The organism is Pseudomonas sp. S2_E01 (assembly GCF_054668365.1).
The window spans coordinates 3,295,083-3,319,236 of sequence record NZ_CP162762.1 but is presented as its reverse complement, the minus strand read 5'-3'; the positions used below and the strand labels follow the sequence as shown (position 1 = coordinate 3,319,236).

General features: G+C 59.6%; 22 protein-coding genes and 1 pseudogene. 14 read left to right on the top strand and 9 right to left on the bottom strand.

The window, feature by feature from the left end; all coding sequences use genetic code 11:
- Positions 1-100 precede the first annotated feature (100 nt).
- Both AB4O36_RS15185 and AB4O36_RS15180 read left to right on the top strand, forming a co-directional pair.
- A complete protein-coding gene (locus AB4O36_RS15185) occupies positions 101-1,591 on the top strand; it encodes a sensor histidine kinase (RefSeq protein ID WP_460126497.1) in 1,491 nt (496 codons plus the stop codon).
- The gene (locus AB4O36_RS15180; protein WP_460126495.1) at positions 1,560-2,987 is read left to right on the top strand and encodes a sigma-54-dependent transcriptional regulator; all 1,428 of its coding nucleotides are present in this window, start codon (positions 1,560-1,562) and stop codon (positions 2,985-2,987) included. Before AB4O36_RS15185 ends, AB4O36_RS15180 begins: the two co-directional genes overlap by 32 nt.
- Here AB4O36_RS15180 and AB4O36_RS15175 read toward each other — a convergent pair.
- On the bottom strand, positions 2,978-3,367 hold the full coding sequence (locus tag AB4O36_RS15175) for a hypothetical protein (RefSeq protein WP_460126493.1): 390 nt from the start codon (positions 3,365-3,367) through the stop codon (positions 2,978-2,980). The genes AB4O36_RS15180 and AB4O36_RS15175 overlap by 10 nt on opposite strands.
- A 170-nt stretch (positions 3,368-3,537) precedes the next feature.
- On the opposite strand from AB4O36_RS15175, the gene AB4O36_RS15170 reads away from it, so the two are divergent.
- Positions 3,538-4,389, top strand: coding sequence for a class I SAM-dependent methyltransferase (locus AB4O36_RS15170; RefSeq protein ID WP_460126491.1), 852 nt, complete (start codon positions 3,538-3,540; stop codon positions 4,387-4,389).
- Here the strand turns inward: AB4O36_RS15170 and AB4O36_RS15165 are convergent.
- Positions 4,374-4,680, bottom strand: a pseudogene (locus AB4O36_RS15165) (addiction module antidote protein). The gene AB4O36_RS15170 and the pseudogene AB4O36_RS15165 sit on opposite strands and share 16 nt — an antisense overlap.
- Before the next feature lie 434 nt (positions 4,681-5,114).
- Here AB4O36_RS15165 and AB4O36_RS15160 point away from each other — a divergent pair.
- From AB4O36_RS15160 to AB4O36_RS15135, 6 genes are all read left to right on the top strand, one after another.
- Positions 5,115-5,783, top strand: coding sequence for an ABC transporter ATP-binding protein (locus AB4O36_RS15160; RefSeq protein ID WP_460139593.1), 669 nt, complete (start codon positions 5,115-5,117; stop codon positions 5,781-5,783).
- 1 nt (position 5,784) lies between these two features.
- Positions 5,785-8,256, top strand: a complete 2,472-nt coding sequence (locus AB4O36_RS15155) for an ABC transporter permease (RefSeq protein WP_460139592.1) — start codon at positions 5,785-5,787, stop codon at positions 8,254-8,256.
- On the top strand, positions 8,246-9,322 hold the full coding sequence (locus tag AB4O36_RS15150; protein ID WP_460139591.1) for a lipocalin-like domain-containing protein: 1,077 nt from the start codon (positions 8,246-8,248) through the stop codon (positions 9,320-9,322). The genes AB4O36_RS15155 and AB4O36_RS15150 overlap by 11 nt, the downstream gene beginning before the upstream one ends.
- A 61-nt stretch (positions 9,323-9,383) precedes the next feature.
- Complete coding sequence (locus AB4O36_RS15145) at positions 9,384-9,626, top strand: hypothetical protein (protein ID WP_460126482.1); 243 nt, start codon at positions 9,384-9,386, stop codon at positions 9,624-9,626.
- An 11-nt stretch (positions 9,627-9,637) separates the two neighbouring features.
- Positions 9,638-9,808 carry a hypothetical protein gene (locus AB4O36_RS15140; RefSeq protein ID WP_460126481.1) on the top strand — a complete coding sequence of 57 codons (171 nt, stop codon included), beginning with the start codon at positions 9,638-9,640 and terminating at the stop codon, positions 9,806-9,808.
- Between the two features lie 652 nt (positions 9,809-10,460).
- Positions 10,461-11,138, top strand: coding sequence for a type 1 glutamine amidotransferase domain-containing protein (locus tag AB4O36_RS15135; protein WP_460142146.1), 678 nt, complete (start codon positions 10,461-10,463; stop codon positions 11,136-11,138).
- A 48-nt stretch (positions 11,139-11,186) separates the two neighbouring features.
- On the opposite strand, the gene hglS is transcribed toward AB4O36_RS15135, so the two are convergent.
- The 6 genes from hglS to AB4O36_RS15105 form a co-directional block, all read right to left on the bottom strand.
- Entirely contained in the window at positions 11,187-12,572 is a 1,386-nt protein-coding gene (hglS, locus tag AB4O36_RS15130) for a 2-oxoadipate dioxygenase/decarboxylase HglS (protein WP_460139590.1), read from the bottom strand.
- Between the two features lie 110 nt (positions 12,573-12,682).
- Complete coding sequence (locus AB4O36_RS15125; RefSeq protein WP_460126477.1) at positions 12,683-13,639, bottom strand: alpha/beta fold hydrolase; 957 nt, start codon at positions 13,637-13,639, stop codon at positions 12,683-12,685.
- Positions 13,640-13,661: 22 nt separating this feature from the next.
- Positions 13,662-15,116, bottom strand: coding sequence for a flavin-containing monooxygenase (locus tag AB4O36_RS15120; RefSeq protein WP_460139589.1), 1,455 nt, complete (start codon positions 15,114-15,116; stop codon positions 13,662-13,664).
- 241 nt (positions 15,117-15,357) lie between these two features.
- The gene (locus tag AB4O36_RS15115) at positions 15,358-16,227 is read right to left on the bottom strand and encodes an isocitrate lyase/PEP mutase family protein (protein ID WP_460126473.1); all 870 of its coding nucleotides are present in this window, start codon (positions 16,225-16,227) and stop codon (positions 15,358-15,360) included.
- A gap of 151 nt (positions 16,228-16,378) precedes the next feature.
- Entirely contained in the window at positions 16,379-17,413 is a 1,035-nt protein-coding gene (astA, locus tag AB4O36_RS15110; RefSeq protein ID WP_460139588.1) for an arginine N-succinyltransferase, read from the bottom strand.
- 55 nt (positions 17,414-17,468) lie between these two features.
- A complete protein-coding gene (locus tag AB4O36_RS15105; RefSeq protein WP_460126469.1) occupies positions 17,469-18,485 on the bottom strand; it encodes an arginine N-succinyltransferase in 1,017 nt (338 codons plus the stop codon).
- Positions 18,486-19,020: 535 nt separating this feature from the next.
- Between AB4O36_RS15105 and AB4O36_RS15100 the strand changes: the two genes are divergently transcribed.
- Both AB4O36_RS15100 and cobF read left to right on the top strand, forming a co-directional pair.
- Positions 19,021-19,596 carry a histidine phosphatase family protein gene (locus AB4O36_RS15100; RefSeq protein WP_460139587.1) on the top strand — a complete coding sequence of 192 codons (576 nt, stop codon included), beginning with the start codon at positions 19,021-19,023 and terminating at the stop codon, positions 19,594-19,596.
- Positions 19,593-20,348 (top strand): precorrin-6A synthase (deacetylating), encoded by a 756-nt coding sequence (cobF, locus tag AB4O36_RS15095; protein ID WP_460126465.1) that lies wholly within the window; start codon positions 19,593-19,595, stop codon positions 20,346-20,348. The genes AB4O36_RS15100 and cobF overlap by 4 nt, the downstream gene beginning before the upstream one ends.
- On the opposite strand, the gene ftrA is transcribed toward cobF, so the two are convergent.
- Positions 20,317-21,306 carry a transcriptional regulator FtrA gene (ftrA, locus tag AB4O36_RS15090; RefSeq protein WP_460126463.1) on the bottom strand — a complete coding sequence of 330 codons (990 nt, stop codon included), beginning with the start codon at positions 21,304-21,306 and terminating at the stop codon, positions 20,317-20,319. The two genes, cobF and ftrA, sit on opposite strands and share 32 nt — an antisense overlap.
- A gap of 101 nt (positions 21,307-21,407) precedes the next feature.
- Between ftrA and AB4O36_RS15085 the strand changes: the two genes are divergently transcribed.
- The 3 genes from AB4O36_RS15085 (at position 21,408) to AB4O36_RS15075 (ending at position 24,098) form a co-directional block, all read left to right on the top strand.
- Positions 21,408-21,842 (top strand): rhodanese-like domain-containing protein, encoded by a 435-nt coding sequence (locus AB4O36_RS15085; protein ID WP_460139586.1) that lies wholly within the window; start codon positions 21,408-21,410, stop codon positions 21,840-21,842.
- Positions 21,843-22,077: 235 nt separating this feature from the next.
- Positions 22,078-22,857 carry an ABC transporter substrate-binding protein gene (locus tag AB4O36_RS15080; RefSeq protein WP_460139585.1) on the top strand — a complete coding sequence of 260 codons (780 nt, stop codon included), beginning with the start codon at positions 22,078-22,080 and terminating at the stop codon, positions 22,855-22,857.
- Positions 22,858-22,985: 128 nt separating this feature from the next.
- The gene (locus tag AB4O36_RS15075) at positions 22,986-24,098 is read left to right on the top strand and encodes a succinylglutamate desuccinylase/aspartoacylase family protein (RefSeq protein WP_460139584.1); all 1,113 of its coding nucleotides are present in this window, start codon (positions 22,986-22,988) and stop codon (positions 24,096-24,098) included.
- Positions 24,099-24,154 lie beyond the last annotated feature (56 nt).

The following is a 24,154-nucleotide window of genomic DNA, read 5'->3' as shown; positions in this document are numbered from 1 at the left end:
GCGAAATACAATCATAGAGGCCGTCGGTTTCGATCAATGCCACCTACACTGATCCGAAGCACCACGGGAAATGCCTTACGTCTCGGTCAGGATTCCTTTCATGCAGATACTCGAACAACCACAAGTACCTGCGTTGCCGCCAGCCGAAAAAGGCATTGGCTTACGGGAGCAATTCAACCTTTTGCGCTGGTTTTCCCTGGGGAGCTTCCTGATCATCGCCGGTGTGGCGCTGGCGCTGGGCTACATTTCCACGCGCTTTGTGGTGGAGGAGAGCATCGAGCGTGATTCCATGCTGACGGCGCAATTCGTCCAGGCCATTGGTGCGGCGGAGATCCGGCATGCGTCGATTTCCCCCACTCGAACCATTGGTGAAATGCTCGACCCGCGCCAGGACGACGACGATCCGGACCTCACCGCCCAGGCCCGCGCTTCTTCGCGTGCCGAATTCCTCGATCACGTCGAGCACCTGCCAGACCTGCTGCTGGCTACGGTCTATGCCCTTGACCGCACGGTGGTCTGGTCAACCAACCCGGAGCTGATCGGAGAGCGGATCGAGGACGACGAGGAGCTCGATGAATCGTTCGAAATGAGGGAGCTGGTGTCCACCAGTTACCACGAGATTGATGAAGAGCGCCCCGAGCAACGCCTGCTGCGGGAGCCTGAATACCTGTTCATCGAGAACTACATCCCGATGTTCAATGCCGACAGGAGCAAAGTGATCGCCATGGTGGAAATCTACAAGGAACCGGCCGACCTGGTGGCGAGCATCCAGCGCGGCTTCAAGACGATCTGGTTCGCCACCTTGCTGGGCGGCGCCGCCATTTATCTGGGACTGTTCTGGATTGTCTGGCGCGCGGCCAAGCTGCTGGAGAGTCAGCAGAAGCAGTTGATCAGCAACGAAACCTTCGTCGCCCTGGGTGAAATGTCATCAGCCGTGGCCCATAGCCTGCGCAACCCTCTGGCCAACATCCGCTCCAGTGCCGAACTGGCCCAGGAAATCGCCAGTCACGGGGCGCAGAAAAACATTGGCGACATCATCAATCAGGTCGATCGCATGTCGCGCTGGGTGCGTGAGCTGCTGGTGTCGTTGCGACCGGTGAAGGACGATGAGGAAAAGGTGGACCTGGTGGCGGCCATCGACGACACCCTGAGTGCCTTCGAACCCTTGATCCGGCGCTGCGGCGTGGAAGTGCGCTTCACACCGATGGCCTGCACGCCGGTCGTCAGCCAACAGGTGCTGCTGACGCAAATACTCAATAGCCTGTTCGCCAACGCCCTGGAGGCCATGCCCAAGGGCGGCGTGCTGAGCATCGACATCGAATCGCAACACCCTGGCCATTTGCGCATGACCCTGAGCGACACCGGCAAGGGCATGAGTCGTCAGCAGCAACAAATGGTCTTCAAGCCGTTTTTTACCACCAAACAAGGTGGCCTGGGCGTCGGTCTGGCCCTGGTTAAAAGAATAATGGAGCGTTTTGAAGGTTCGGTCGAACTGACCAGCCAAGAGCAGGAAGGAACCCGCGTCAGTCTTCATTTTAAAGTGGCAACGGGAGAGGATCATGGAGCACAGCATTCTACTGGTCGAGGATGACGAACTCCTCGCGGAGAATATACAGACGTACCTCGAGCGTAAGGATTTCGAGGTGACGGTTTGCCACTCGGCTGAAGAGGCGCTGGAAAAAATGCACACGTTTGCCCCGGACGTGGTGCTCACCGACAATTCGCTGCCGGGCATGAGCGGTCACGATCTGATCCAGAAGCTGCGCGTGCGTGCGCCCGACCTCAAAGTGATCATGATGACCGGCTACGGCAACGTCGAAGATGCCGTGGTGGCGATGAAAGAGGGCGCCTTCCACTACGTCACCAAACCGGTGGCGCTGCCCGAACTGAAGTTGATGCTGGACAAGGCCCTCGCCACCGAGCGGATGGAGCGCACGTTGTCGTTCTACCAGGAGCGCGAAGCACAGAAGTCGGGGGTGCAGGCGTTGATCGGCGAATCGGCACCCATGCAGCACCTGAAAAACACCATCGGTCAGTTGCTCGACGCCGAGCGCCGCATGACCAGCGGTGATTTACCTCCCGTGCTCGTTGAAGGCGAGACCGGCACAGGCAAGGAACTGGTGGCCCGCGCCCTGCATTTCGACGGGCCGCGCAGCAAGGGGCCCTTCATTGAGTTCAACTGCGCATCGATCCCCTCCAATTTGCTCGAGTCCGAGCTGTTCGGTCATGAGAAGGGCGCGTTCACCGACGCCAAGGACCGTCGCACCGGGTTGGTGGAGGCCGCCGATGGCGGCACGTTGTTTCTCGATGAAGTGGGGGAAATGGACCTGCTGTTGCAAGCCAAGCTGCTCAAGCTGCTGGAGGACCGTACCATTCGCCGGGTGGGCTCGGTCAAGGAGCGCAAGGTCGACTTGCGGGTCATCAGCGCGACCAACTGCAACCTCGAGCAGATGGTCCAGCAGGGCAAATTCCGCCGCGACCTGTTCTTCCGTTTACGTATCATCTCGATCAAGGTGCCGCGCCTGTATGACCGTGGCGAAGACATCCTGTTGCTGGCCCGGCATTTCCTCGCCATGCACGGCAAACGCTATGGTAAACCCAACCTGCATTTCAGTGATCAGGCCGAAGAGCTGATGCTCAACTACAGCTGGCCAGGCAATGTGCGCGAACTGCGCAACATGCTCGAGCAAACCGTATTGCTCGCACCGAACGACACCATTGCCGCGCACCAGTTGAACGTGTGCCTGAGCCTGGTGGATGAGCCGCTGGTGATGCCGGAAATGCCTCACAGCGAGCCGCGCCCGATGTACAACGGCAGCGAGTCGATGAACCTGCCGGAAGTGGAGCGAGACATGGTGCGCAAGATGCTCGACAAGACCGACTGGAATGTCACCAAATCGGCCCGCCTGTTGGGTTTGAGCCGCGACATGCTGCGTTACCGGATCGAAAAACTCGGCCTCGCACGCCCCGACAAGCGTCAGTGGTAAACCGCCGTCGCCTTCTGGCTGAGGCAGGCCAGGAGGCAGGTGGGATCGATGACTTCCTGGTTGACGTACACCCCGCGCTCGGCGTCATAGGTGCGAATGAACACGCGGACGGTGGCGTCCGCAATCGTCGGCAGGCGTGAGTCGGAAAACTCATGCTGACTGGAGATCGGGATGAAGTCCTGCGGCGCCGTCGGGATGTACGACCCTGGTGGCACCGTGCTCAGACTGGGCGGTGCAGGGTGGGCAAACGGCTGATCATCGCCGTAGTAATTGAACTCGCTGCTGTATTCGGACGTCGGCGTCAGGCTGTTGTCCGCGTGGGCGTTGAGGGTGACGGTGAGACAAAAGGCGAGCGCCAGCGTCAGTTCGGTGTATTTCATGGCTGCACCTGCGAATTCGGTTTTCCCGCATTTCCCCAAGGCCATTAACTATAGCTGCCGAGCGGGGGTGTTGCCGCTTTACAAGAATCCAACAAACAGCCAATGGGCTTATCGAAGGTGCTGATCTAGACTCGGGTCCGGCAAATAACTGCCGAAGTCTGGAGCGCGCAATGGAAATGCCGTCAAACCAATCCGTCATCGCCAGCAACCGCGATGCCTGGAACGATTCCGCCCGACACCACAAGGACAATCCTGAATGGCTGGCACTGTTGACGCAGGTGGCCGAGACTGATTTTTCCTGCCTCGATGACACCTTGCGCAATGTGCTGGAGCAGGTCGGAGTCGACGGCAAGGCCGTGGTGCAATTGGGCTGTAACAATGGTCGCGAAAGCCTTTCGCTCTTTGCGTTGGGTGCCCGCCATGTGGTGGGCGTTGACCAGTCCGCTGCGTTTCTCGATCAGGCCCGCGAGTTGGCCTCCCGCTCACCCCATGCACCGACGTTCATCGAAGCAGATATCCACCACCTGCCGGAAGAACTGCACGAGCGTTTCGACGTGGCCCTGATCACCATTGGCGTATTGAACTGGATGCCGGACATCGGCGAGTTCTTCCAACACGTCGCACGTACCCTCAAACCCGGTGGCGCACTGGTGGTGTACGAAACCCATCCGTTCCTGGAAATGTTCAACCCCGAGGCCGACGATCCTTATCGCCCGGATTCCTCGTACTTTCGCCGCGAACCGTTCATGCAGGATCAGCCGATCGTCTACGAAGGCAAGGTCGAACAAGCGGCGGCGACGTCCTACTGGTTTGTTCACACCCTGGGCGATATCTTCACCGGCGCAATCGAGGCGGGCTTGCAGATCAGCCATTTCAAGGAATATCCGCATTCCAATCGCGAAGAGCTGTATGACCGTTATCAGCAACAGGCTGCACAGCTACCGATGTGTTTTAGCTGGGTGGCGTGCAGGAGTGAGCATGGGGCGAGCACGGGGCGAGCGCAACTTCAGATCACTGAGTGATTTTCCAGGTGGCCTGGTTGTGCGCAAATCGATTCCAAGGGCATGGATGACCTTCAATACCGTGTCAAAACGAGGTTTGGCACCCGGTGCGAAAGCTTTGGTCAGGCTCTCGCTCTCCATGCCCGAATCCTTGGCAATCTGTGACATGCCCCGAGCCCTTACAACGTAGCCGATGGCCCTTAGAAACTCCTCGTTATCGCCGTCTGCCAGTACTTGGGACAAGTACTCGCTCATGGCTTCGTCGCTGTCGAGCAGCGCGACCATATTGAATGCAGTCGAAGTTTGGCTCATGGTTGGATCTCCCTTGCCAATTTTCTTGCCCGCTGGATGTCAGCGGCTTGCGATGACTTGTCACCCGCGGCAACGTTATCGCGCAAGGTGAAGTAGACCCGATAGCCGTGCCATGTCGCGAAAGTAGTGGTTTGCCGAACGATATAATCCATCCATCGACTGTATCCATCTGGATAGGTCTGAGCAGTCGGGCCGTTCGCTGACCTAGCGTGTGATTTTCCTGAAACTGTGTAGGGCTATCAGTTGTCCACAGGGCAATCGCTGCAGTGGATCGCGCGATCTGGTAAATCCTCTTACGCCGGACCCTACAAGGGCGAGATTGTCTACCTAAGGCATTCCGGCAATAGGCAAAAACACGGTTAACCACCCAAAATACGCTCACCCAGCCTTCATCCCCGTTACTCTGTCTCCATACTTTTTGCAGGTTTACTTCCATGCTCCAGGTCCAGGGCGTCTTCAAAAGCTATGCCACCGCACAAGGTCCGCTTCCGGTGTTGCAGGGGGTCGACCTGACGCTCACGCCTGGCAGCAGCCTGGCGTTGATGGGGGAGTCGGGGAGCGGCAAGAGCACCTTGCTGCACCTGATCGCCGGCCTCGACAAGGTCGATAGCGGCAGTATCCGCAGCGGCGAGTATCGGCTCGAGGAGATGAGCGAAGCGCATCTGGCCAACTGGCGGCGTACGGAAATCGGCCTGGTGTTTCAACAGTTCAACCTGATCGGCAGTTTGCGTGTAGAGGACAACCTGGCATTTCAGGCTCGCCTGGCGGGGCGTTTTGATGAGCGCTGGCAGGCGCACCTGGTCCAGCGATTGGGCTTGGCTGATGTATTGCGTCGTTATCCGGAGCAGCTGTCCGGCGGTCAACAGCAACGGGTGGCGTTAGGGCGTGCACTGGCCGCGCAACCTCGGTTGCTGTTGGCGGACGAACCCACCGGCAGCCTGGATGAAGCCACCAGCGATGAAGTGTTGAAGCTGTTGCTGGAATTGCTCGACGACAGCCCAACGACCTTGTTGATGGTCACCCATAGCCCGAGCGTGGCCGCGCGACTGGCGCAAAAGGTGGTGTTGCACCGCGGACGCCTGGTCGGCGCGGACGAGCGCTGAGGTGGGGATTTTTCGCCAGACATTACGGGCGTTGCTCAGCCATTGGCAACGCCATCCGGTGCAGTTGTGCAGTGTGCTGACCGGGCTTTGGCTAGCCACTGGCTTGCTGACTGGCGTGCAGGCGCTGAACAGCCAGGCGCGTGACAGTTACAGCCGGGCCAGCCAAATGATCGGCGGCGAACCCCAGGCCAGCCTGAGTGCGCCCGGTGGCGCGACGTTTTCCCAGGCCCTCTTTGTCGAGCTACGACGGATGGGGTGGCCGGTGTCCCCGGTTTTGCAGGGGCGGGTGACGCTCAAGGGCCATGAAGATCAACGCCTGCAACTGATGGGTATCGAGCCAGTGTCGTTGCCGGCCGGCTCTGCGGTAGCCGGGCAAACCCTGGCGATCGAGCGGATTGTCGAATTTTTCAGTGCACCGGGCACCACCTGGATTTCGCCGCAGACCTTGCAGGCATTGGGTTTGCGCGAAGGTGAGCAACCCGCCAGCGTCAGTGGTGCGCCTCTGCCGCCGCTGCAAGTACAGAGCGACATGGCACCTGGGATGTTGCTGGTGGACATCGGCTATGCCCAACAGATTCTCGGACTGCCGGATCAACTGTCACGATTGTTGTTGCCCAAGGATTTCACCGCCACCTTGCCGGATCAGTTCAAGGGGCAGTTACAGTTCAAGCGCAGCGGCGAGGAGAACAACCTCGCACGCCTGACCGAAAGCTTCCACCTGAACCTCGATGCCTTGGGCTTTCTCTCCTTTGTCGTCGGACTGTTCATTGTTCATGCCGCCATCGGACTGGCACTGGAGCAGCGCCGAGGACTGCTCAGGACCTTGCGCGCCTGCGGTGTCAGCGCACGTCGGCTGATCATTTGCCTGGCGTTCGAACTGGGCATTCTGGCGCTGATCGGCGGGATCGCCGGTGTGGTGACCGGCTACCTGCTGGCCAGTATCCTGTTACCCGACGTCGCAGCCAGCCTGCGCGGTCTGTATGGCGCCGAGGTGCCCGGTCAGTTGAGTCTTAGCCCGTGGTGGTGGCTCAGCGGAGTTGGCCTGAGCCTTTTCGGCGCTTTGCTGGCCGGCGCCAACAGTCTGTTGCGTGCGGCGCGCCTGCCCTTGCTGGCATTGGCTGATCCCCAGGCCTGGCATCAGGCCCATGCCCGGTGGTTGCGCCGCCAGGGTGTGGTAGCGGCACTTGCCGGGGTGATTGCAGTGCTCGCATGGGGTTTTGGCGACAGCCTTGCCAGTGGTTTCGTGCTGTTGGCGGCCTTGCTGATCGGCGCCGCGCTGGCGCTGCCGGTCGTGCTCAATACGCTGCTGAACCTATTGTTGCAGCGCCGCCGTTCCGTGCTCGGTCAGTGGTTTCTCGCCGATTGTCGCCAGCAATTGCCGGCCCTCAGCCTGGCGTTGATGGCGCTGCTGTTGGCACTGGCGGCGAACATCGGCGCAGGCAGCATGACTGCCGGTTTCCGTCAGACCTTTGGCGACTGGCTGGAACAACGATTGACCGCTGAGTTGTACGTGAACCCGCAAAACCCGGCACAGGCCACGGACATGTATGCCTGGCTCAAGCAGCAGCCAACGCTCACGGCGGTATTGCCCAACTGGCAGGTGTCGATCCAGTTGCAAGGCTGGCCGGCGGATGTGTTCGGCGTGATCGACCACCCCACCTATCGCCAGCACTGGCCGTTGCTCGAAGCGACGGGCGATGACGCCTGGGAACAACTGGCCAGGAGCGACGCGCTGATGCTCAGCGAACAACTGGCCCGACGGTTGAACGTACGGCTGGGCGATCACCTCACGCTGCCCACGCCGACGGGCTCGTGGTCGCCGCGTGTTGTCGGGATCTATGCGGACTACGGCAACCCGAAGGGGCATGTTCTGGTCAACGCCGACCACTTGCTGCGCGGCTGGCCGCAACTGACGCCGAGTCGCTTCAACCTGCGCATCGAGCCCGTACGGATCCCGGGGTTTCTGAACAGCCTGCAGACCCGTTTCGCCCTGGATGACAGCCGCATCGTCGAACAGGCGCGGCTCAAGGACTGGTCCACCCAGGTGTTCGAACGCACCTTCGCCGCCACCGCAGCCCTGAACAGCCTGACCCTCGGCGTCGCCGGCGTGGCGCTGTTCATCAGCCTGCTGACCCAGAGTCAGAGCCGTCTTGGACAACTCGCGCCATTGTGGGCGCTGGGGGTAACACGTCGACAGTTGATGTTGCTCAATCTCGGGCAGACCTGGCTCCTGGCCGTACTGACGCTGGTGCTGGCGCTGCCGCTGGGTATCGCGCTGGCGTGGTGCCTGGACACGGTCATCAACGTGCAGGCCTTCGGCTGGCGACTGCCATTGCGCGTTTTCCCGCTGCAACTGGCGCAGTTGATGGGGTTGGCGCTGCTCGCCACCTTGCTGGCGTCGGCTTGGCCGCTTTACTCGCTTTACCGCACACAACCGGCGGACCTGCTGAGGACGTTTGCCCATGAGGATTAAACGCGCGGCCTTGTGGTTGCTGATGCTGGTGCTGCTGGTCAGCGGTTGCGACAACCCGTCGCCGGATGAAAAAGGTTTCGCCGGTCTCGGCGGCGAGGCGGCTGCCTTCACAGCAGTAGTGCCCGGTCGGGCGTTCAGCTTTCCAGCGGATCACGGTCCCCATGATGGTTTTCGCATCGAGTGGTGGTACGTCACTGCGAACCTCAAGGACGATCAAGGTCAGGAATTCGGCGTGCAATGGACACTGTTTCGCAGCGCGCTGAAGGCCGCGCCCAAAGTGCCGGGTTGGGGTAACCAGACGATCTGGCTGGGGCACGCAGCGGTGACTTCGGCAACGGTGCACCACGCCGCCGAACGTTATGCCCGCGGCGGCGTGGGCCAGGCCGGGGTGAGCATCCAACCATTCAATGCCTGGATAGATGATTGGCGTTTCAGCAGCCAGGATCCCGTTGCGCTGGATGATCTGCAACTCAGTGCCCGGGACAAGGGATTCGACTACACCCTGCAACTCACGGCTACTCACACGCCAGTCTTGCAGGGCGACAAGGGTTTCAGTCAGAAGTCCGAACAGGGCCAGGCGTCGTACTACTACAGTCAGCCTTTTTTTCAGGCCCGAGGCACCCTGCAAATCGACGGCAAGACTTATCAGGTCAGCGGTCCTGCGTGGTTGGATCGCGAGTGGAGCAGCCAACCACTGACGGCCAACCAGAGCGGTTGGGATTGGTTTTCCCTGCACCTGGAGAGCGGCGAGCAGGTGATGCTCTACCGGATGCGCCAGCACAATGGCGAGCCATACCTCACCGGTACCTGGATCGACGCACAGGGGCACACGCAGTCGTTGCACGCCGCTGACATCAGCCTCGCACCGCTGGAAGTCAAAAAGGTCGCCGGGCGCTCAATGCCTGTGCGTTGGTCAATCCGGATTCCCGGCAAGCAACTCGACATCACCACGACGGCGCTCAACCCCGACGCGTGGATGGATCTTCGAATTCCCTACTGGGAAGGTCCCGTACGCCTGGGCGGTAGCCATGCAGGGCAGGGTTACCTGGAGATGACCGGTTATTGAGGTGGAACTCTCGGTGGCGTTACACCCTCCTAATTGAACCCGCCACTTCATCGGAGCCGTCATGAGCGACGACCTCAAGTTGCCCGATCTGGATGCATGGCAGCGCCTGTTCGATGACCAGGCCTACTGGCAACAATCCCCGGATGCCCATTACACCGAGCTGCTGCGCTTGGCGGATGATCTGTTGGGTCAAGGCGCCATTGACCTCGAACAGTGGCAGACCCTGAGGAGCAGGGCCGAGGACTCCCACAAGGACTCACCTGGCGTGAACGTCAGTCAGGAAGTCGATGACCCCGAAGCCTGAGGAGAATATCCATGAACGATCGATCTGACACCTTCAAGCACCCCGACGAACCGCGTCCGCCCGGTGAGGTCGAGCGCGACAATGATGCCCTGCGCCCTACCGATCCGACCCGACGCAAGGAAAGCGGCAAGGGGACCGCCAGTGGTGAATCCACTGCGCAGGAAACCGCCAATAATCGTTGACCGCGGAATTCAAAAGTCGAGTGTTGGCTCTATAATTCTTATTTATTTTTGTACATCTTTCGTACAAGGCTAAGTCGGATTATGGTCGCACTGGTGAGTTTAAGAAGTGTATGTAAATCAATTTTTTGATGACATTTAATTAATGCTCGATAAATTTGATGTTATTGGCGCGCACATCGCTATCAAGTTCCATTAGACTACACGCCGTTCGCCCAGTGGCGGGGCTCTTTACCGGTGCATGGATTGCCAAGGCCATTACACTGGGCGAACACCTTCAATGACTGTCTCTGACGAGAGTACGTCTCGCTGATGGCGCATGTCCGCAATTGACAACCATATTGCGCAATATGTTGCGCAATATGTTGCGCAATATGTATTGAACACCTCCTTCGTAAATTCGATCATTTGCTCTATTTTTGCGAAGTTACATTCTGTTTCTTATTACTGTTTCAGTGCCAATAATTGAGTGCTGTGGACTATTTATGCGGCTCCCGCCAGTCATGAGAACCTGAAGTGTTGCCAATCAAAAGTTCCCCAAAGATCTTGCGATAATTGAATTGCAGTGCTTCCAAGTGCGAGCCACTGCAACGAACTGCGCTGCCTGGTGGTCGAATCCAGCGGCAAACACATTCCCGAATTCAAGGAGCGCGACATGAAAATCCTGATGGTTTTGACGTCTCACGATCAATTGGGTGACACGGGTAAGAAAACCGGTTTCTGGCTGGAGGAGTTCGCCGCACCGTATTTTGCCTTCAAGGATGCCGGTGCACAGTTGACGCTGGTATCGCCCAAGGGGGGGCAACCGCCGCTGGACCCCAAAAGCGACGAGCCCGACGCACAGACCGCTGCCACAGACCGTTTCCGCAAGGACTCCGCCGCCCAGGCCGCGTTGGCCTCCACCGCGCTGCTGAGCAGCGTGCGGGCGGAGGATTATGATGCGGTGTTCTATCCAGGTGGCCATGGCCCGCTGTGGGATCTGGCCGAAGACAAGAATTCGATCGCGCTGATCGAAACCTTGTACAAGGCCGGTAAACCGGTGGCGATGGTCTGCCACGCGCCGGGCGTATTACGTCATGTGAAGGGCGCAGACGGCCAGCCGTTGGTCAAGGGCAAGCGGGTGACGGGGTTCACCAACTCCGAAGAAGAAGCGGTGCAACTGACCCATGTGGTGCCGTTCCTGGTGGAAGACATGCTCAAGGAGAAAGGTGGGAATTACTCCAAGGCTGAGGACTGGGCGAGTTATGTGGTCGAAGATGGGTGGTTGCTCACCGGGCAGAATCCGGCGTCATCCGAGGCCACGGCGCAGGCGTTGCTGGCAAAACTGAAATAAACCCGAACCTGAAGGGGCGAGCACGCTCGCTCCTCCAGGGGGGACGCGTCAGGGTTTCATGTTCAGGGTGGCAAAACACTCTTCGATCGATCGTCGCTGCGTCTCGGCATACAGCTGCAGCTCATCGAGGGTTGCCCGACCCAGCGCCCGTTCGAAGGCTTGCTGGTTGGAGTGTTGGTCATAGTGGACTTGCGCCGCATCCCCCAGGTTCGACTGGAAGATACCTGCCGCACTCACAGGCAGGAAGTCTTCGTATACCAGCGGTTCCGCCCTGACGTAATCATTGCTCAGCAACGCTTGCAACGACAGCGGTTGGCGCTCCCCTGATGCCAGGCCTTTGTCCGTGACCACATAACGGAAGTACGCCAGTTCCTGCTGGCGCATGTCATCCAGGGTGTCAGGGAATTCGCCAAAGTGTTGCGTCATCAGCGCGTTGTAGCGTGCTGCATTGCCTTCGTTGGGGAAGTCATTGAGTTCATCGCGGGCAGCGTTGAGCAAGCGGTCGTAAAGCGCCCGACCTTTCGGGGTGAGAGCGGCGCCACGCTGTTCGATTTCGCCGAAACGGGCACTGTGGCTGCCGTGTCTGTCGGGTTGGTCAGTGAATGACACGGGTTCATCCAGCGCCTTGAAGCTGGTCTGGCGCAGCAGGATAGGGCATTGGCGGCGGGGTGGGCCTTCGATCACCGCCTTGGGCGTGATGCCATGCGCCGGCATCTGTGCCTGAACGATGTCGATGTCCAGCGTGCGGGGCGTCAGGTGGTTGATGTGCGGGCCCTTGAACGCCACCACGTCGGCAATCAGGCGATGCTGGGCGCTGAGTTGGCGATACTGTTCGGCGGTCACGGTGGCGCTGTGGTGCCAACGGAAGGTTTCCAGTGCCTGTTGGACAAACGCCTCGGCCTCCGGCTCGGTCAGGCCGCCCTGGGACTGTGCGCGGTCGATCAGGGTGAGCGCCATCGGTGTGAAAATCGAGCGTTTATCCAGCACCGACTGGGCAAAGCTGCGCAGGTCCGGATTCTCGATCAACTCCAGGCGCAGGAGCGAGGTAAACACCCGGAACGGGCTGACCTGCAACGCGTCTTCGTGCACGGCGCGAAATGCTGTGGAATGCACCGGCACGCCGGCCGGGGTGAGGTCGTAATAACCAACGGGTTGCATACCCATGACCGCGAACAAACGGGCGAGGGTGGCCAGCTCCGCCGCTGTGCCGACGCGGATGGCGCCATGGCGCTCCATGTCCAGGCGCTGGATTTCGCCGGTGCTGTCCAATTGCCGGGCAATCTGCGGATCGCTGTCCAGCACATGACGGTTGGTCTTTTCCACCAGCTCCATGAGCGCACCGTAAAGCGGGACTTCTTTGCGGTACATGTCGGACATCGCTTTGGAGAAGCGTTGGCGGATCAGGTCAGGGCTGACAAAGTTTGGGTGGCTCATGCACAAATTCCAGGCGCGGTGACGGGAAGGTTGTGAGCAAAGATCGCAGCCTTGCACGACACCGGCAAACGAAGAATCTTATGGACTTCATTCTGCAAAGGACTGATTAGCTAGTGCATGCGCTGATCCTGCGGGCTCTCCTGGCGCTGGGATGCCAAAAACTCCCGATACAACCGGGCTGAACCTGCCGGTGCCTCAACCATCGGCATATGCCCGATGCCTTCCCAGATTTCCACCCGCAGGTCCTCGATGCCTTTGCTCCAGATGGCGACGCTGCTGACGTCGATCAGACGATCCTTGCGGCCCCACAGCAACAGCGCCGGGCACTTGATCTGGGCCAGCTTCGGCTCCATGGGGGGGCTGGCGCGGAAATCCCGGAAGATTTCTTCCAGTTCATCCCGAGACTGTTCGTATCTTTGTGCAATGGCGTCCAGCACCACGCCGGGCACCCACGGCGGTTCTGCCATGGTCATGGCGTAAAAGTACCGAAATTCTTCCCGGGAGTTGATCAGGAACGGATTGTGGCCCTTGGCCAAATGGCGCTCCAGATCGCTGGCTTCAGGTGCCGTCACGCCCGCCGGGTCGATCAGGGCGACCGAGGCTATTCGCTCCGGATAGGTCGCCGCGAGCCAGGCCGCCATGTAGCCACCCATCGAGTTACCGATGACGTGCACCTTTTCGACGCCGCAGACGTCGAGCAGCTGGATCATCCGTTTCGCCTGCAATGGAATGTCATAACCGCCGCCTTCCTTGAATCCGGTTTCCCCGTGCCCGGCGATATCCGGAATGATCACGCGGTAACTGCCGACGAAATGCCGAGCGAAGCGCAACCAGATGTTCTTGTCGGCGCTGTAGCCATGCAACATCAGCACACTGCTCGAGGCTTCATAGGGGCCACCCTGCCACGTCGAAACAGTCATTTCTGCGATCGGCACGACAATCTTGTGCAGCCGATACAATTTCGCTTCGGCCGCCATGTTCAGGTCATAGAGCCAGTAACCGATGGCTGGGTAGCTCAACCAGCTCCAGGCGATGAAAACCGCAATGACGACAACCAACAAAAGCATCAGGCGTCTCCCTTCTCTCTGATCAAGACAGAATGTGATCGGCGGGTTTCAGCGCCCGGGTCAATTGGTGGTAGCTGAAACTGAACCCGGGGAACATGGCGATCACATGCCCACTCTTGCTTTGATACCAACTGTGGCAGCCTCCGGACTTCCACACCGTGCGTTCCATTTCCCTGTGGATCATTTCAGTGTAGGTACGTTCTGCCTCAGGGCGAACTTCAATGCTGCGCAAACCCTGTTTTTTCAGGGTGCGAATGCAATCGAGGATGTAGTTCATCTGCGATTCGATGATGAACAGCGCTGACGTATGGCCGATGCCGGTGTTGGGGCCGGTGACGATGAACAGGTTGGGGAAGTCTGGCAGGCTGGTGCCGAGATAGGCGCGGGGGTAGGTCGCCCAGAAATCTCGCAATTGCTTGCCGTTTTTTCCGCTGACCGGGTAGGAAATCACTCCGTCGGTAGCGTCGTAACCGGTGGACCAGACAATCAGGTCCACGTCGATGTGCTGCCCGTCCAGGGTGTTGATGCCGGTTTCGTCAATGGAAGAGATGCCTTGTTCGCGGCAGTGCAGTGTGACATTGGGGCGAGCGAGGGCCGGGTAGAGCGTGCTGGAGACGATGACTCGCTTGCAGCCAATCGCGTAGTCCGGTGTCAATTTGCGACGCAATTGCGGGTCAGGCACTTGCCGCTTGAGGAAGCGCAGCGCGTGGAGCTGGACCAGACGGATAGCCGGCTTTGAATACTTGAAGGCAATCACGCGGGTTTCGAACTGCCAGTAGATCATCCAGCGCAGCAATTTGTACGCCGGTTTCAGACCCAGCAGCCAACGTTGTACAGGCCCGAAGGCGCGGTCGGCCCGTGGCAGCACCCAATGGGGCGAGCGTTGGAACACATGTAAATGCGCGACATCCGGGGCAATCGCGGGAATCACTTGGGCGGCGCTGGCACCGCTGCCGACGATGGCAACGCGTTTTTGCCGATAGTCGTAGGTGTGATCCCAGTTATTGGTATGAAACGTCTTACCCTGGAAGCGCTCCATGCCCTCGAAGTGCGGGATCACGGGCTGGCTCAACGGCCCCGTGGCGTTGATCAGGAACTGTGCATGAAAGGTGCCCTTGCCCGCTGTGTGCACCGTCCAGCGTCGGGCTACATCGTCCCATTCGACGTGAAGGACGTTGGCATTCAGTTCGACCTTGTCCCGCAGGCCAAAGTGCTCCACCACATGCTGGGTGTAGCGATGCAGCTCTGCCTGCCCGGCGAACATCTGCGTCCAGCGATAGGGCGCAAAGGACAGTGAATAGAGTGGCGAAGGCACGTCCACGGCGGCGCCGGGGTACGTGTTCTGGCACCAGGTGCCGCCGAAGAAGTCACGTCGCTCAAGCAGGCGGAAATCATCGATACCGGCCTTGAGCAAATTGATCGCCGCGCACTGCCCACCAAAACCGCTGCCGATGATCAACACCTGGAAAGTCTGCATGGGCGTCCTTGTTAGGGTTACTTTTGTTTATCCCCCTTCATGTATAGCCAAACATTTCACAGGTGTGTCACGGTGATTCATCCCCAGGCGCTTAAATCCCCCTGTACCTGTAGGAGCGAGCATGTCGAGGCGTCGAACCGTCGCGATGGTCGTCAACGATGACGCGGGTATCTGACACCCAACGGCGTTCTGGAGACCATCGCGAGCAAGCTCGCTCCTACAGGATAGGGGGCGTGCAGGGTTATTCCTTCACGCTCATGAATTCTTCCGCGTAACGGATGTATTCCTCGGGCTGCGTGTAAGTGTGGGTCAGTTCCGTCGCGCTCAGGTCCGAGGCCTGGGTGAAGATTTGGCGTTGTTCGCGCAAGCTGTCATAGGTCGCCTTGATGGCCGCGAAGTAAGCACCGTGCCCGTCGATCACGACACGTACGCCCAGTTCCGCGAGGCGATCATCGTCGCGCAGCAGCGGATTGCCGTACGTCACCAGCATCAGCGGCACGCTCAGGTGCTCGGCGATCTGCTCCAGGTGATCGAAATCACGGACGCCGACCATGCAGATGCCGTCTGCACCGGCTTTTTGATACTGCCGGGTACGGCTGATGACTTCCTGCACCGGCAGGATACCGGCGTTGGTGCGAGCAACGATGGCCATTTCGGTGTCGACCCGTGCTTCCAGGGCAGCGCGGATCTTGCCGACGCCTTCGGCGACGCCGATCAAGTCCGTGGATTTTCGGCCAAATTGCGCTGGTAGCAGCGTGTCCTCGATGGTCAGGGCGGCGACGCCGGCGCGTTCCAGTTCGACGATGGTGCGCATGACGTTAAGCGCGTTGCCGTAGCCGTGGTCGGCGTCGGCGATGAATGGCAATTGAGCGACGCGACCGATGCGGGTGGCCTGCTCGGCGAATTCGCTGAGGGTGATCAGGGCGAAGTCGGGGGCGCCCAGCACCTGCAAAGAGGCGACCGAACCACCGAGGATCCCGACCTCAAAGCCCAGGTCTGCGGCGATGCGTGCCGACATCGGATCGAAGACCGACGCTGTGTGATAGCACTTGTTGGAAGCGAACAGTTCACGGAAGTTGCGGCGCAAATCTTGATGGGAAAGCCTGGACATATAAGTTCCACCAATACAAAGGAATGGAAAGGCTTGAGCAAGAGTGTCAACGCCGAAGACGCAAAAGGCTATCACGCCACGGGGGAAATTATGATGACCAATTTGTCGGACTTTTCATTTTGAAGCCCCGGATGCAGGAAGATCAGGCCATTCAGGCGGCAACCGCTCGCGCCTGGTGGCAGAGCAGCGGCACCGCGCGAACCGAGTCACCCGGCTGCAACTGCAGGCGTTTGGCGATAAGTCTATCGACCATCAGACTGTTGCCCACCCGCTTTGCGGGAGCCGTGGTAATGCGGCAGTTTTCCAACCGGCGATTGTGGATCAGCCAGACGGGTGCATGGTCGTCCGGCGTGCCGATTGCCAGCACAAGCGCCTGGCTGTCCCGTACGCTGCGGATCTTCGCCAGGGGCGCCTCGATGACGGGACCGGCATCGAAGATATCGACATAGCCTTCGTGAGTGAAGCCTTCATCAGTGAGGATTTTCATCGCCGGCTCGGTGTTGGGGTGGGCCTTGCCGATGACCGCCTGGGCCTGTTCGGTGAGCAGGCAGGTGTAAAGTGGCTGGCGTGGCATCAGCTCGGCGATGGAAGCCTTGCTGCCCAGCCTCGACAATTGATGGGCGTGGTTGAAGTCCATTTTGAAGAAGTGCCGACCCAGGCTGTCCCAGAAGGGAGAGCAGCCTTGCTCATCGGCTCGGCCGCGCAGCTCGGCAATAAGCTTTTCACCGAACAGTTCGGCAAATTCCGCCACGAACAACAAACGCCCCAGGGACAGCAACCTTCCGTTGCTGCCTCGACGTTGATCAGGGCGCAGGAACAACGAACGGACTTCCGATTGGCCGGTCATTTCGTTGTTCAGGAACAATGTCGGGATCTGTCGCTGGATGCCCAGATCAGGGGAGGATCGGACGGTCATCCCGACCCGATAGTTGTACCAGGGTTCGCGCAAGCCAATGGCTCCCGTCAGGGCGCTGATGCCGACGACCTGCTGATCGTCGTCCTCGAGCACGAACAGGTAATCGGCGTCGGCCCGCTCGATCTGTCCGGCGAAGGCCCTTTGTGTCCAGCGCAGGCGGTGGGCCAGGCGTTCCTCGTCGGCGGGCAGGGCGGCCAGCACAGGTACGGCTTGCCGAGCCAGTGTCAACAAGGCGGCGAGGTCTGTGATTCGCGCGGGGCGGACGATCATGGAGCCCTTCCTTCCATTGGCTGCCGCGAGCATCGAACCTCTGTCCGCAAGGCGCTCACAGGGCGATCACCCGCACCAGGCTGCCGTCGGTCACCTTCAGGGCCGCGCACATCTCGCCATCCAGGGACACCGGTTGCCCGGCGTGGTAGTCCAGCTCGGCGACGATGGCACGAAAACCTTTCAACGATTCGTTACTGACCAGGTAGCGACCGCGTGCATCGATGCTGTCGTTGCGCAGGACGGTGTCGACCTTGCTCTGCGCAATCGAGCGGATATCGGCCAGACGTGCATGCAAGGTCGGGCCGCCGTCGAAGAGGTCGATGTAGCTGTTGGTCTCGAACCCCTCGCGCTCCAGGATATCGAAAGCGTCCTGGCCGTCGGGGTGAATACGACCGATGCAATCCTGTGCCGGCTGCGGGAGCATCGGTACGTAGATCGGATATTGCGGCATCAGTTCGGCCAGGAAGGTACGGCTTTCCAGCCCGCAAAGACGCTCGGCTTCGGCGTAGGGCAGGTCGAAGAAGTGCTTGCCCACGGCGTCCCAGAAGGGCGACCGGCCTTCGGCGTCGCTGTAGCCGACAATCTCGGTGATGACTGCTTGCGCAAAGCGCTGCGGATGGGCGGCGATGAACATCAGGCGCGCCCGGGATAACAGTTCGGAGGCCGGTGAGCGCACCAGCGGCGCATCGATATGAAAACCACGCAACAGGGTGTGGCCGTTGAGGTCATGACACAACGACAGCGCCGGTACGCCATGCTCGATGTTCAGCTCCCGCGAGGCGCTGGTGAAGTGTCGGTTGCGCAGGCTATGGAACGGTTCGTCGAACCCGGCGGTGGCGAGGATTTCCGAACAGCCGGCCAGGTGTTGGTTTGTCAGGTCCTGCAGTACGAAAAAGTAGTTTTGCCCACCCGGAGACCGCACGTCCTGATCGAATGAGTTGCACGAATCAACGATCCGTTCGTGCAGGCGCTCGGCGTTGTCCGGCAGGGACGTCACGCCGATGAGGCTGTCGTGAGCCAGTCGTTGCAACTGGGGCAGGTCGGTTAACTCCACTGGGCGTATGACCAGCATGGATGCACTCCTGTATCAATGGGTTCGGCGCTGGGCACGAACCTGACTATCACTGTCGGTTTCCACGCATTGAGTCGGCGGTCGCTTTTTGGTCTTCAGGCGCCGCTCTTGTTTTTAATCAGCTGAGGCAGTACTGCGTCTATGCCACTGTGGCCAGCACCGCATCGATCAGGATTATAGAGACGTTGGTTGGTGTTGCGGGGAGGGCATCCGGGCTCCTGCTGGATGAGGGGTTTGTTTACATTTCATAATCCGTTACAGCAGTATTTATTTAACCTGCGTCCCCTGTCTAGTGAATTTTTGCGAGGTTGTTTACCGCATTATCCAGGTATGAAATCCCCGTCAGTCTTGGGTTACGCGCCTGTCAGTCAGTCTTGTAGGCCCTCGCTGATAAGGCTGTCGGAGATCGCTGTTTTAATAGCTGGCAAGTGTACTTTCGAGATGAAACGATCGCCCTCGATCACCTTTCTTACGGCACAATCAGGCCTGTTCGAACGCTTCATGTCGTTGAGTTTCCTTAACCGAGTGATTTTCCGTGCAGTCGACCCGTTTGACTTTGTTGTGTCACGCAAGAACCGTCGCACAAAAATTAGCGTGTTTTCCTAAGGATGAGCCGTTAGAGATGGATTGGCAGTCAGCGAGCGGCTGCTTGGGCGGCCAGTTCAAGGGCCGGCTGCGTCTTTTCTGCGCCCCGGAACTGCGTACGCGACAAACCGCCGTTTTATGCGGCAGCGGTGCGGTGATTGTCGAGGCGCTGCAAGACTGCAATTTTGGCCGTTGGAAAGGTGCACGGATCAGCGATCTGCAAAGCGCCGAACCCGAGGCGCTGCAGGCCTGGCTCGATGACCCGCACGCGACGCCCCACGGCGGCGAGTCGGTGGCGCAACTCGGTGAGCGGGTAGGGGCATGGCTGGCGACACTGGAAGCCACGCCGGGCCATATCGTTGCCGTGACGCATCCCTTTGTCATTCGTGCGGCCTTGACTCAGGTGTTGCAGAGTCCAGCTTTCAATCACATCGATGTTGAGCCTCTGTCCGCCATCGACTTGCGGTTCAACGGGCGTTGGCGCCTGCGTTTGCCAGGGGCTGACCTTGAGGGTTCGCGTTCATGAAAAAACTGATGGTCATCGGCATCGGCGCCGGCAACCCTGACTACATCACGATGCAGGCCGTGAAGGCGCTCAATCAAGTGGATGTGTTTTTTCTCATGGACAAGGGGCAGAGCAAGGACACACTCATCGACCTGCGCCGCGAGATTTGCGAAACCTACATCAGCGATCATACCTACCGGTTTGTTGAAGCCCACAGTCCGGAACGTGAGCACGGCGATGTGGACTACAAGGCGAGTGTGGAGGATCTGAACCTTGCAAAGCAGCGCACCTTCGAGCGGCTGATCAGTGAAGAACTCTCTGACGACCAGTGCGGCGGCTTCCTGGTGTGGGGTGATCCGGCGCTATACGACAGCACCATCCGGATCCTGCGCGCGATCCTGGCGTCGGGGCGATGCACGTTTGAGTTCGACGTGATTCCAGGCATCACCAGCGTCCAGGCGCTTGCGGCGCAACACAAGGTGCCGCTGAACAGTATTGGTCGTTCGATCGAAATCACCACGGGTCGACGGTTGGCAGCCGGGCAAGTGAGCGACGCCGACAGCCTGGTGGTGATGCTCGATGCGCAGAATTCCTACCAGCAGGTGGTGGATCGAGATACGGAAATCTATTGGGGGGCCTACCTGGGCACACCGGATGAAATTCTCATCAACGGTAAGCTCGAGGACGTGGCGGATGAAATCGAGCGGGTACGCAAGGCGGCGAGAGCGGCCCATGGATGGATCATGGATACCTATCTGTTGCGCAAGCCTTGACCCCACGCCCGAATCGCTCCCGGTACGTTGAAGGAGGCACGCCTACCACCGTGCGAAACGCCACCCGGAAACTCTCCACCGAGCGATAACCGCACTGCTGCGCAATCTGGTCAGTGTTTTGGTGGGTGCTTTCCAGCAACTCCCGTGCCCGTGCCAGGCGTTCGTGCTGTAACCAGACTTTAGGCGCAAGGCCGGTGGCCTCGGTGAAACGGCGCAGGAAGGTTCTTTCGCTCATCGCTGCTTCGCTGGCCAGCTCGCGCACTTGCAACGGAACGTGCAAGCGCTCTCGCGCCCACTGCATGACGCGTGATAGGTCACTGCGCGGTGTAGGGCTGACGGGTGTCGGGATGAATTGCGCTTGGCCACCGGTGCGTTGCGGCGACATCACCAGCCGGCGGGCCACGGAGTTGGCCACTTGTGTACCGAAATCCCGTGTGACCAGGTGCAGGCAGGCATCGATGCCGGCGGCGCTGCCTGCCGAGGTGATCAATTGGCCGGAGTCGACGTAGAGCACGTCAGGGTCGACCAGAATATTCGGGTATCGCTCGGCCAGTTCCGTGGTGTAGCGCCAGTGGGTGGTGGCGCTGTGGCCGTCGAGCAGGCCGGTCGCCGCCAGCACAAATACTCCGGAGCAGATCGAGAGCAACCGTGCACCACGCCCATGGGCTTGACGCAGGGCGACGATCAAGCGATCAGGCACCGCAGCGTTGCGATCGCGCCAACCGGGAATGATGATGGTCCGGGCATCCGCGAGCAGCTCCAGGCCGCCATCGGCCAGCACCTGAATACCGCCCATCGCGCGCATAGGGCCCTCGTCAACTGCGGCAATGCGGTGTTCGTACCAAGGGAAATCGAACTCCGGCCGCGCCAGGCCGAAGATCTCCACGGCGATACCGAACTCGAAGGTGCAAAGGCCGTCGTACGCCAAAATGGCGACCAATCCAGGGGTGGGATGCATTTGGCGTAAAATTCCCGGTAGCTGTCTTGTGCGCCACTTTAGCGGCAAGTGGCGGGCGGTTAAAGTCCTCTCATCCCCATCGAAACTCTGGAGCACTGCCCATGACCAGTCTGGTTCGCAATATCCCCGCCGCCCCGTCGGCCATTGCCCTGATGCATTTCAGCAATCGCCTGACGTTTGAAACCGATTGTTCCGATGTCTACGCCAGTCAACAGGCAGGTGAAATTGATTTTGTCCTGGTGGACACCCGTGGTCCGCTGGCATACGAGCGCGGTCATGTGCCAGGCGCCATCAACCTGCCGGGACGGTTGCTGAGCGCCGAACAGCTAGCCGGTTACGCCACCTCCACGCTTTTCGTGGTCTATTGCGCGGGGCCTCACTGCAACGGTGCCAATAAGGCGGCGGTGAAACTCGCCGCGTTGGGTTATTCGGTCAAGGAAATGATCGGCGGGGTGATGGGGTGGCTGGATGAAGGGTTTGAATTGAGTGTCGCTCGGCCCCTCCCAGGCGCTGCCGTCATTGGTTGTGAATGTTGATCTGGCAAAACCATTAATCTGACCCGTGTCCGGACCGGGTGCTACCTGATAAGGGGCAGGTCCGGAGCTGAAACGATCTCGCCTTTTTTATAAGTTTTTGTCGCTTGCGCACAATTTACCCGTGTACAGCCGCTCTAGACTGCCGGCCTCTTCGGTTTTCTCACATAACAAAGCTCTGACCGAAAGCTGACAATCGAATGCTGCCAATAAAAGCCTCCGTACACGGGAGTTATAAATGAAGAAGCTAGTGATGTTCGGTGCCCTGGCACTGTCGATGTTGTCCCTGACCGCCGTGGCTGATGACGCCAAGCCGATCCGTATCGGTATCGAAGCCGGTTACCCGCCATTCTCGATGAAAACCCCTGACGGCAAACTCACCGGTTTCGACGTCGATATCGGCGACGCGCTGTGCGAGCAGATGAACGTCAAATGTACCTGGGTCGAGCAAGAGTTCGATGGCCTGATCCCGGCACTGAAGGTCAAGAAAATCGACGCGATCCTGTCGTCCATGACCATCACTGACGACCGCAAGAAGAACGTCGACTTCACCATCAAGTACTACCACACCCCGGCGCGCTTCGTGATGAAGGCTGGCACCGACATCAAGGATCCGCTCACCGAACTCAAGGGCAAGAAAGTCGGCGTGCTGCGTGCCAGTACCCACGACCGTTTTGCCACCGAAGTGCTGGTGCCGGCCGGTATCGAGCTGGTGCGTTACGGCTCGCAGCAGGAAGCGAATCTGGACATGGTTTCCGGTCGCGTCGATGCGCTGCTGGCCGACTCGGTCAACCTCGATGACGGTTTCCTGAAAACCGATGCGGGCAAGGGCTTTGCCTTTGTCGGCCCGACCTACGAAGACGCCAAGTACTTCGGCGGCGGTGCCGGTATTGCCGTACGCAAGGGTGACAAGGAGCTGGCGGACAAATTCAACACCGCTATTACCGAAATCCGTGCCAACGGCAAGTACAAGCAGGTGCAGGACAAGTACTTTGATTTCGACGTCTACGGTCATTAATTCACCGTAGAAAAAAAGTGGCCCCGTTGACGCGGTGGCCACTTTTTTTATGTGCACTCACTGTCGAAGTCAAAAGCTATTGGTAGATCCCACAAGGGATCATGCTGTTTGAGTATTGAGGAGTTCCCATGCAACGCATCGACCACCTGCTCCCTTGGAGCCACCTCGGCACCGAACGCACCCTGAGCGTGTTCCGATATGGCACAGGAGCGCGCAAGGTCTATATCCAGGCCAGTCTGCACGCGGACGAACTGCCGGGGATGCGCACTGCCTGGGAACTGAAAAAACGACTGGCCGAACTCGAAGCCCAAGGCCAGTTGCAAGGCGTGATCGAGCTGGTGCCGGTGGCCAATCCCATCGGTCTCGATCAGCACCTGCAAGGCAGCCACATGGGCCGTTTCGAGCTGGGCAGCGGCAAGAATTTCAACCGCTCGTTCGTGGAACTGAGCGCACCGGTCGCCGAGTTGATCGGTGATCGCCTCGGCGCCGACGCCCAGGCCAACATCGCACTGATCCGTCAGGCCATGGGCGAGGTGCTCGACGGCTTGCCCGCTGCTGCGTCGCAGCTTGAGGCCATGCATCGCCTTTTGTTGCGCCACGCCTGTGACGCTGACATCACCCTTGATCTGCATTGTGATTTTGAGGCGGCCATCCACATTTACGCCTTGCCGCAACACTGGCCACAGTGGCAGTCGTTGGCGGCGTGCCTGAAGGCGGGCGTTGCGCTACTGTGTGAAGATTCGGGCGGTAGCTCGTTCGACGAGTCCTGTTCTTCGCCGTGGCTGCGGCTGGCCAAGGCGTTTCCCGAGGCAGCCATTCCACTGGCCAACCTGGCGGCCACTCTGGAGCTGGGCAGCATGGGTGACACCCGGATCGATCAGGCTCAAGCCAACTGTGAAGCGATCCTCGGGTTCCTGGCCGAGCAGGGGTTCATCGCCGGCGACTGGCCAGAGGCGCCGGATGCGTGTTGCGAGGGGATGCCGTTCGAAGGCACGCAATACCTGTTTGCACCCCACCATGGCGTGGTCAGTTTCTTGCGTAATGCGGGTGAGTGGGTTGAGAAGGACGATGCGTTGTTCGAAGTGGTCGACCCGTTGAGCGACAGGGTCACCACCGTGCGCGCAGGGACCAGTGGCGTGTTGTTCGCGATCGATCGTGGTCGCTACACCCAGCCGGGCACCTGGCTGGCGAAGGTGGCCGGGCGTGAAGCGATTCGGGCCGGGAAACTGATCAACGACTGAGTGGTGGCTGATCGTTCCCCATGGGCTGGGAACGATCAGCACTTGCCGGTGCACTT